At 32.8% G+C, this 9,823-nt stretch carries 4 protein-coding genes; all 4 read right to left on the bottom strand.

Translation table 11 applies throughout. The features are described 5' to 3' along the window. Positions 1-1,373 (bottom strand): DUF6443 domain-containing protein (locus tag ABJD27_RS18810; RefSeq protein ID WP_348161890.1); only part of this gene is annotated, 1,373 nt, incomplete at its 3' end. Between the two features lie 11 nt (positions 1,374-1,384). Further along, positions 1,385-5,641 (bottom strand): hypothetical protein, encoded by a 4,257-nt coding sequence (locus ABJD27_RS18805; RefSeq protein WP_348161888.1) that lies wholly within the window; start codon positions 5,639-5,641, stop codon positions 1,385-1,387. Between the two features lie 705 nt (positions 5,642-6,346). After that, positions 6,347-7,012, bottom strand: coding sequence for a hypothetical protein (locus tag ABJD27_RS18800; protein WP_348161886.1), 666 nt, complete (start codon positions 7,010-7,012; stop codon positions 6,347-6,349). A 2-nt stretch (positions 7,013-7,014) separates the two neighbouring features. Further along, positions 7,015-9,823, bottom strand: a 2,809-nt coding sequence (locus tag ABJD27_RS18795; RefSeq protein ID WP_348202086.1) for an RHS repeat-associated core domain-containing protein, incomplete at its 5' end; no start/stop codon positions are given.

Below are 9,823 nucleotides of genomic sequence, written 5' to 3'. Positions count from 1 at the left end.
TATCCTGTAACTGTAGTAATCCAGTCATTTTGATCATTTAACACACGTACTTTAGATACAGTGGGCAGTCCTTGAGTTTGATCAGTAACCTCTTGTCCATAAACAACATCGGGAATCATATAGCCTCCAATATCAACATAGCTGTCATAATAATTAACCGTAAGCACTTCATCTACTGTGGTAGGAACAGCGTTTTGCGAATAATATATGTCAGCACCTCCTACAGTAACTGGATCTGTTGTTCTTTCTTCATATTGCACCTGATCTGGAGTATTATCTATAATACTTTGAAAAGTTGTTCGAGTTATATTAGCTCTCTTGATTCCTGTATAAATCACTCTACCAAAAGCATCGTACTTGGTAAAAAACCACTCTTTCTGAGGAGTTTTAGCACGTTGATTGGCATCTTGAGTTAGAATAGGTTGATCTAGTTTATTATAAACGATATACTCCCATCCTTTGGCCGGAATTTTCTTTTCTATAAGTCGGTTGCGATAATCGTACTTATATTGATAGCCTAATTTGTCAAGAATATCTTGGTGATTAGTCACAAGATTATCATTAGTATCGACGATTTGATTACTTGCTTCGGGTGATAATACAAAGGTTAAATTCCCAAAATCATCATATATATAATAGGTGTCATGCGCTTGACTATCATTATACTTACGCTTTAAAATGACTTGTCCTAACTTGTTGGTAAACTCCTCGGTGGTATGATTATTTCCAGAGGTAGATGTCCAATTTTCATCTTTAGTAACATTCTTACGTAGTTCACCTTCATCGTAAAATCCATTAAGAATTAATTGAGCAAGGGTGGTGTCTCCTCCAGAAAAAGCAACATCATAATAATACACTTCATTATTAAGATTGATCTGATAATCAAGTTTGACGGTATGTCCTTCACTTATCGCCCAAGAATTGCCGGGAGCTGCTTGCTCAAATACACGATTTAATCCAGAAGATTCATACACCATTTCTGAATATGGATTCTGAGTATCCTCATATTTTGGAGTATTATAGAAATTACCAATCTCCGTTTTAAGGATTTGAGAATTCATAAACCCTAATGGATTTGGAATCCCTGGAGCTGTAGCATAAGGCAAATACTCTTTAGAACTCCTTCCTAATGCATCATACTCTGTGTGACTTACAATATTTTGTTTATCACCTCCTGCTTTTACAGCAATAGATTGTTTAGGTCTTCCTAATCCGTCAAAGTAGGTAATACCCTCTATTTTCTGATCTTCAGAAACATTATCTGTTTCTGTAGCTATTTGATAGGCCGTCGTCTTTACGTAATTTTCTGTTGTAGTCTGTCCAATACCTAGTACAGGAAGCATACATATAAGTGTGATTATAATTTTTTTCATCCTGATGGTTTTTAATCGTTACATAATACTAAATGACGTAATCTATCTCGCTCAGTAATTCCAAGGGTTATATCTTTTACTTCGCAGATGATTTCAATACCTCTAGCGTCTTGAGTAGAACAGTCAAATACTTTCGTCCAACTAGCAGATGTAGAATAGGCAGAAAACGTTTCTCCTTTAATTTTCCATCGATACATTAAATTCCCTGATCCTCCATGTGAGAAGGCTTGATAGTAAAGGGTTACATTATTACTGCTAGTTTGAGTATCTATAAGGTCTATTGAATTACTTAAATCCGTATAACTTACACCTTCTTTTTCAATAGTATTATTAGCCATACGAGAACCCGTAGGTCCACCTTCTTCAAAAGGTCCTGGATCATCACCTTCAGTATTAGGATCTGGAATTGTACTGCCACATTGTGTAACACCTATAGCATCTTCTCCTAAAGTAGTTAATAAGTCGTTTGTGATATTATATTCATTCTTACTGAGAAGTTTATAATCCAGATCATACACTTCACTTAATCTATTATTTACGTCATAGACATAGTATAGAGAGCCTCCTCTTGGATCAGTAATGCTGGTTACTCCAATAAGTGGGTCGTAGGTATAGCTTGTCATATATGCATTTTCAGGTAAGGCATTACGAAGAGTAGTTAGTGAATTACGCAAAGTCTGTTCATTACAGTTTGAATTGCCTAAACAAGAACTCGTGTCATTATTGGATTGTGATTGCAAGGTAGAGATTGTAATTAATGAAGCAAGATCAGCATAGGTTATATTTTCAACCTTCGCGATAATATATTCATTATTATACCCCCATATATAACTCATAGGTGTGCCGTCTTCAGCTCTACTTTGAAGTAAATTTCCGTCATTGTCATAATATTCATAATTTACTTTTGTTTCTAAATTATCATTAGCCTTAGCAGATTGAGATGTAGTTACACGCAAGTTATTTCCTGTACTGTTATTGTCAGCAAAATTTAATAATACACTTCCAAGTTTTTGATCGTTATAGAAAGATTCCGATTTTACAATTTGAGAATATTGCTTTTCTGAAATTAGATTAGATACTCCTGTCACAGAAGCTACTTCAGTATTATATGGATAATAAAAAGTAGATATAGTAGATTCTCCATCTCTAATAATAGATTCAGTTTCCATTAAATTTGCATTCTCATCATATACTGAGTATTGTTCTGTAAAAGTTTGTCCGTTTGATAAATAATCAGTGGTTTGAGAAAATGTAGGAACAGATATACGTGAATAATTCAGAGGTTGTCTAAAGGTAATATAGGTATCTCCATTTTCCATCCATACAGGGTGTATTCCGTTTCCTTCTTCACTTATATAAGGCAGACTATTAAAGTTTGCATAATACTGAAGGTCGTTATTAATAAGTATGGTTTCATACTCATTTTGAGTTGAACGGACTAAATTTTCAGAACAATCATACAAGGACTCCATAAGTAAGTTTCCATTAGAAGCTTCAAAAGTATTTTTGGGATTCATTCCTAAAAGAATAGCATTTTGAGCTTGTACATATCTGGTTTGGTTAGCAGAATTAGTAGGGTTCCAATAATAAATATGCTCAAAACTCTTTTTATGGTATTGATTTGGTTCATTTGAAAATGAGCGATCTGTAATAGAGAGTACAATATCATCTTTATCTAATTGGTATTCTCTTACAAAGGAATAACCAATATGTGAACCTTGAGCGGAAGGATTTCCACGCAGATTAGCATTAGAGGTAATACTAATACCATTGGTACCTGTTCCATATCCAGGGCTTGAAGGAGTATATGAGAAAAATCCTGTAAATTTTGTATGAAAAATAAGATCATCCATAAGTTTTCCTGAACTAGATATATCTTGGATGTCTACATTAGGGAATGTATAATCAAATTGTTTTTTACTTATAAATTTATTGTCATTATTTCTATTGGTAATTGTTTTAACGCGTGATCCTCCTATAGCAAATTCTTCTATAAATTGAGGAAGATTAGGATCGATAGTATCTGGCACTTGTATAGAAAGTGTAAAGTCTTCAGGAGATAATACTACTCCGGGCATACCTGGCTCAGTATTTTGTTGGCGAATTAGCATATAATCTCCAGGAGGGATAACTACGGTTCCATTTCCAACAGGAGAATCTTGTGCAGGAACCCCATGGGAGTTTTGCCAATCTCCAAAATAAAATAATGTATGAATATTTGACGGATTACTAACGTCTTGCATATAATACTTAGGAACGTCATAAAATTCTTCAAAATTTTCAAAACCAGTAAATTGATAAAGATTTCCTTGACCATTAATTATTCCTATCCCATTAGTTACTGAAATACTATTTGTAAAACCTATTGGTGTTGTTTCTGTTGTCGTTCCTGCCTCATACCTATAACTGAAAAAATCATAATTAGGGCTTTGAGCGTTTTTAAGATATTGATAAGTAAATTTATAATTATCTTCATTAATAAGGTTAGTCCATCGCATCGTACCGTTATCAAAATAGTCAGTAACTACATATGGAGCAGGTCCATCTACTAGCGCTTTGTTAGGTTCATATTCAAATGTAGAATGTCCTCCAGTTGGGTAAATTATTTTAATCAGGTTTCCTCTATTACCAAAAAAGAAATTAGCTTTTCTATTACCTCCATCAAAATCAAAATATGTTTGTCCAATTTTATCTGATTGGGATGATATCTCTTGAGTACCAAACCTACCTATACTAGGTACATTGGTTTGATTATTAGCCCCATTATAGAATCCCCAGAAATCTGTATCGAAAGTTCCTTTCTCAGGTAGTCCATTAGCATTGGTATATTCAAAATCATACTCTTGGTCTAATATTGAGACTCCATTGAGTTTTAAACGTAGATTTTTCGCCTCATCTGAATTGCCAAGTACGTGATCATTATAATATCCATGATTAAAAGTAGCACTACGAATGGTATTGTTATTGTAATCTTTGATATCAATACTAGAAAGACGACGTCCTGTGGGCTGGTAATTTGTATTTGCAGACGTTCCGTGATTTCTATCAATAATATTAATTCCAGAAGTTTTTGTTGTGATTAAAAATGAAGTTGAATTAAGAGCGGTAGTTGGAAAAATAGATGCTACATCGCTACCTGTAAGCAAATCTCTTCTATCTTCAGTCGAGATAAAATCAACTTTTCCAAAATCTCCTGTAATACTAGAGAGGTAGTTACTATGAATAATAGACATAGAAGATGAGTATTTTACCCATGACTCATCATAACTCTCACCTAATTCATCATTTCCATTATGAATATTGCTCTCTCTAAATACAACACGTCCAGAGTAGGCAGGATGTGTAAAATGAGCACCTTCTTCATATGAGAAAAATAACTCTTCACCTGTAGGGGAAGTTATTTTATCCAAAAGCCAACTGGAGATAACAGTTCCTTCGCTTTGATTTCGGTCATCTGTCAATGCGTCAAGGGTAAATTCCTTTGTTTCTGATGAAGCATGCTCACTAGTTGAACGAGATGATGAAATTGTAGCAGAATAATCTTTTGTAGAAAACACATACTCAAAACCTCTATCATCTTTTACTAGGAATGATTGATCAGTAAGATTGTATGTTATTTCTGCGAGAAGATTATTAAATATATGAGTAGTTAATATATTTGAAGTTCCATTACGTTTGTTGAACCTAAATTTATAACTCTTACCAAAAATAGAAACACTAAAAATATCAGGTTGTGTATCTGCATTGGTTTCAGGAGCTGTTGAAGCAGAACCAACTCCATAGGTTGAATGCACTTCTACGATATCATCTATAGAAACATAAGGCGCTCCATTGCTAGTTTCTTGAACAGTTGTATCATTATTATATACAAATGCAGAAATAGTTCCGTTACCATTAGGAATATCATTCTCATTAAGATCATCATTCCCTTGAATATCACGAGTGATAACTGCATTGGCACTCAATGACCAATTCATACCCACCCACTCAGATTCTGAATTTACACGTACCCCTCCTGAATCATAAGATAATCCAATAGGAATATTTAATCCTTCAAAATTAATTTGATGAATAGGAATAGAGATATTAGCTTTTCCATTATAAGGATTTGTACTAGTATCCCCATAGGTCCCTAAACTTCCTACTTCAGGAGAAGCTGGAATATTTTCCTTCAAATAATCAGGATCTATGCTTTGTTGACCATAGACAGATGAGAATCCAAAAACAATTAAAAACACAAAAGGTAAAAACACTGATTTTCTACTCATAACATACGTAATATGATGGTTACTAATTTAATTTTTAAACACGCATAGAGCTATCTTCTATGTATCAAGATTAGGAGTGATACATAGAAATAATCACAGACGTATCTGTTATTTTAATAAAAGGGGTAGGTGGTTTGTTGTAAAAAAGAAGCGATGGTTTAAAGATCAAGTCAATTCTATATCCCAAAATTAAAAAATTAGTATCAAATTTTAACAATTTGTCACTGAAATTATTGAAATAGCAATGTCAATTTTGCTTATCTATTTGTTTATTAGATTATTATTGTGTATTATTTTTTGCAATTATGACGGTTTTGCAAAAGATATGTTCAAAAACGTCTTAGTTTTTGAATTACTTTAAAAAGTAAGGTCATAAAAAACAGTAGTTAGGGCTACTGTTTTTTATTTTATATAGTACTAGGTTAATGAGGCGCTAATCGTTAAAACCGCTACAAAAGTGTTCCAAACTCGGAACACTTTTGTAGCGGTTTTAACGATTAGCGCCTCGTAGAGATAGCTAGGTATTCTATTTCAGCTGTGTTCCATCTTTGGAACACTTTTGTTGTGTTTCTAACGATTAGTGACAGCCTCTAATCTGAGGCTTATCTTTAATTTAAATATCTAGTAATCAATAGTTCAAAACTATGATTTTTAAAAAGTGCCAGTTTACTATACTACCAACTACGTCTTAATTTGATTCATTACTTATTTATCTATTATTAGAGAAAAAACTTCATAATTAAGTGCTTTATTATTAAATTCATTAGGCATATTAAAATAGTAATCACTACTACAAAGATTCTTTACATCTTTATAAACCGCAAACTCTAACATATAGTTATAGCCTTTATTACAATCTTTTCTTTTTTTCCATTTTATCTTATTAAAAACGTTATAATTTTTGATATCAAAATCTTTACTATATTCTTCAATATCATTTTTTATAATTATAACTTTTTCTAATTCTGTTTGAGGAGGTATGGCTATAAATGAATATAATAAAGACCCATTAGTAACTAAAGCTCTTTCCCCTACAATTATTCTGTCACTTTTAGTTGTACTTAAGTAAGGAGTCAAAGGAAGAAAAGAAAGCTTTTTGATTTTCTTTTTTTTATTAATTCTATTTAAATACTTAGAATTAATAAATTCTTCTTTAAAATAAGGTTTAAAAACATATAATGTGTCTGTTGTTTCATTTCTAAATAAAAATGTTAATTCTTTGTTGTTCTTTTCGACCTTTATAGAAAAACCCTCATCTGTATGATTTTTACTCAATTTTTCATTTGCAATTTCTATGTAACATTCATTCTGAGCTGAAGTTAATGTGATATTGAAAAATGTAACTATGAAAATAAATATTACTTGTCTCATTCTTAATTTATTTTTTTATTGTGATTTTCATCAGGATTTCTTTTATTAATATTTGTTCCACTTGACTCATTAAATGCTTTCAATGCAGTATTTTCAAATTCAAGTACTTTTTCTTGTGTTTGATTTGCATGAACAATATGTCCAAAACCATGAAATGTGGCTAAAGATGGATTTATTTGTCTGTTAACAATTGTGCCAAATGGGGGTGGAGCGGCTATACCATCTTTAGATAAATAGTATGACTCATTTACTTCATATACCTGTAGATTAGCACCTAGATTTGGATTTATTACTACATAATTTTGAGAAAATAAATTACTACTCTCTTCTGCGGGTAACGTTCCTTCACCTCCATGTTGATTAGTATCTATTATTTGAGAATTATTACCTTCAGTTGCTGTATAGACTTGTTCAAAAATAACATTGGTTGTTGTTCCTTCTGTAAGTAAATCAGAGAATCCATCCTTAAAAAGTTTTCTTTGCTTTTTTGTCAAATCTTTTTTAGTTCCATTAAACACTAAATTATTATTATTATTGAAACTAAATAAATTAGCGTTATCACCAAAAACACCTTGAAGTACTGCATTAAATTGTTGTTGGTATTGTTGAGCAACATTTATACTATCACCCTTAACTTCTTTATAGTATATCGGGTTATTAGCCGAAAAATGATAGGGAGTTAGATCATCATATTTATTCGCAAACCTGTCAATTTTATTAAATCTTCCAATAGCAGGATCATAATCTCGCCATTGATATGCATACGTATTTTTGCCAAGCTCTTCTTCTAATTCCTGTCCTTGGTACTTAAACTTGTCGGCAGTCGAGTTTGAGTTACTCGTAACAACGTCATTATATCCTTTTTGTTGCAATCCAAATACGTAATAGTTTTTCTCAGATATAATTTCAGTAGTAGGTTCTATGGCTCCATCTCCATCAGAATCACTATAAGTCAGTCGTACATTCCCTAAATGATCGGTATAATTAAATGCATATTGATATCCTGAGAAACTAGATGTTCCAGTTTCTTTATTGAATTTCTCTATAGATTTTTCTGTACCATATACAGGCTCTATATATCCTTCAGGATGCGGGAACATTTTTAGTGTCTCTGTTCCGTTGTTATTTTCATAGATATACCCACCTGCATATGAGGTGGTAATGGTACTATTTTGTATATCATCTTGAAGCACTTTTGCGAGTTTTATGCCTGTGGCATCATAAATATACGTAATAGTTCCATCTTGCAAATCTCCCTGTGCATCTGTAGTATTAATTTCAACAGAAGTAGGAAGATTTAAGTGATTATACTCAATAGTTGTAATCCCCTTATTTTTATCTTCAACCATATTTCCGTTTACATCATAAATGTAATCATCTCCAGTAGTATTTCCATCAAAGAATCCTTCATTTTTCAAATTGATATGTCCATTATCACTTACCTCTAGCAGTTGATTTGCGTTATAGGTATATGTAAGGTCGTCCATATTAAGGGCATTCCCATTATAATCACCTTGACGTGTTAAAGTCTGAATATTTCCATTTTTATCATATCCAACCCCAGAGACATTAAAATGGTCATAGTCTGTAAGATTAACTCCTTTTCTACTATAAGCTGTATTGATGCGGTTTAAAGCGTCATACTTGTACCCATAGGTTCTTTTTTGGCTATCAGTGTTTGTGGTTTTCCATATCGTCTGTGAGATATTCCCGTTATAAAGAGGTACAACACCTACTTGTCCAACATCTCCTTCTACAGTATCGTCATAATTGATATGAAAATTAAACAGTGCAGGTGTTCTTGCATTAGAATCCACATCATTGATATCAGTAAGCCATCCACGGATATTATACTGATAGTCTACTTTTTGAAGACTCTTATCGATATTTGTTGCATATAGATTAAGATTACTGATCTGTGCTCCATTATCAGCCATTACCATATCCCCAACTAAGGAAGGGAAGTTTTGCGTCATCGTATGGGTTGCTATCACCGTTCCATTGTGAATAAAAGAAAGTACATTCCCTTCTCTCTCTATAGCAAAATGATCATTGGCATTATAATTAATATACCCTGTTATATACGAACTAACATCATTTTCACGAATTCTTACTCTATATCTTCCAGGATCATTCCAAGCAAAAAAGAATGCATAATCAATTTCACCCGTAGAATTTGTATACTGATTATTATCATTAAACCCTACAACATACCTTTTGTTTTCTGTTATGTTGATAAAAGATAATCCTCCATCTCCTTCTATTTTACCAACGGTTGCCAACCCTGAATCATAATTACTGGTTGCATAGGTTTTTGTAATAACTCCTTCTTCTGATATATCTATTCTCCCTGTTGTTATATCAGTATATCCAGACTCAAAGAGCTGTCCTCCCACACGTTTAGACGCTAATTGTCCTAGTTCATCATAGGTATTACTAGCGATAAGTTGCACAGGTTCATTATCGATCTGTTGCATCTGAGTGATGAGTCTATTTTGATGGTCATAAGAAAAGAAATCTTTAGTTACTACCTCCTGATGTCCTGTTTTTTGATGGGTAGTTCTACTCTCCAATACTTTTCCAGTAAAATCAAGTAATGACTCAGAGGTGACCTGAGTACCCAGATAGGTGTTTAAACTCGCTCCATAGATAGGTCGCGCTTTATAGTCATATCCTGTAACTGTAGTAATCCAGTCATTTTGATCATTTAACACACGTACTTTAGATACAGTGGGCAGTCCTTGAGTTTGATCAGTAACCTCTTGTCCATAAACAACATCGGGAATCATATAGCCTCCAATATCAACATAG

The sequence above is a fragment of the Dokdonia sp. genome (genome assembly GCF_039945015.1).
Classification (GTDB): Bacteria; Bacteroidota; Bacteroidia; order Flavobacteriales; family Flavobacteriaceae; genus Dokdonia.
Note: the sequence above shows the minus strand (reverse complement) of the source record. Positions and strands in the feature narration are given on the sequence as shown.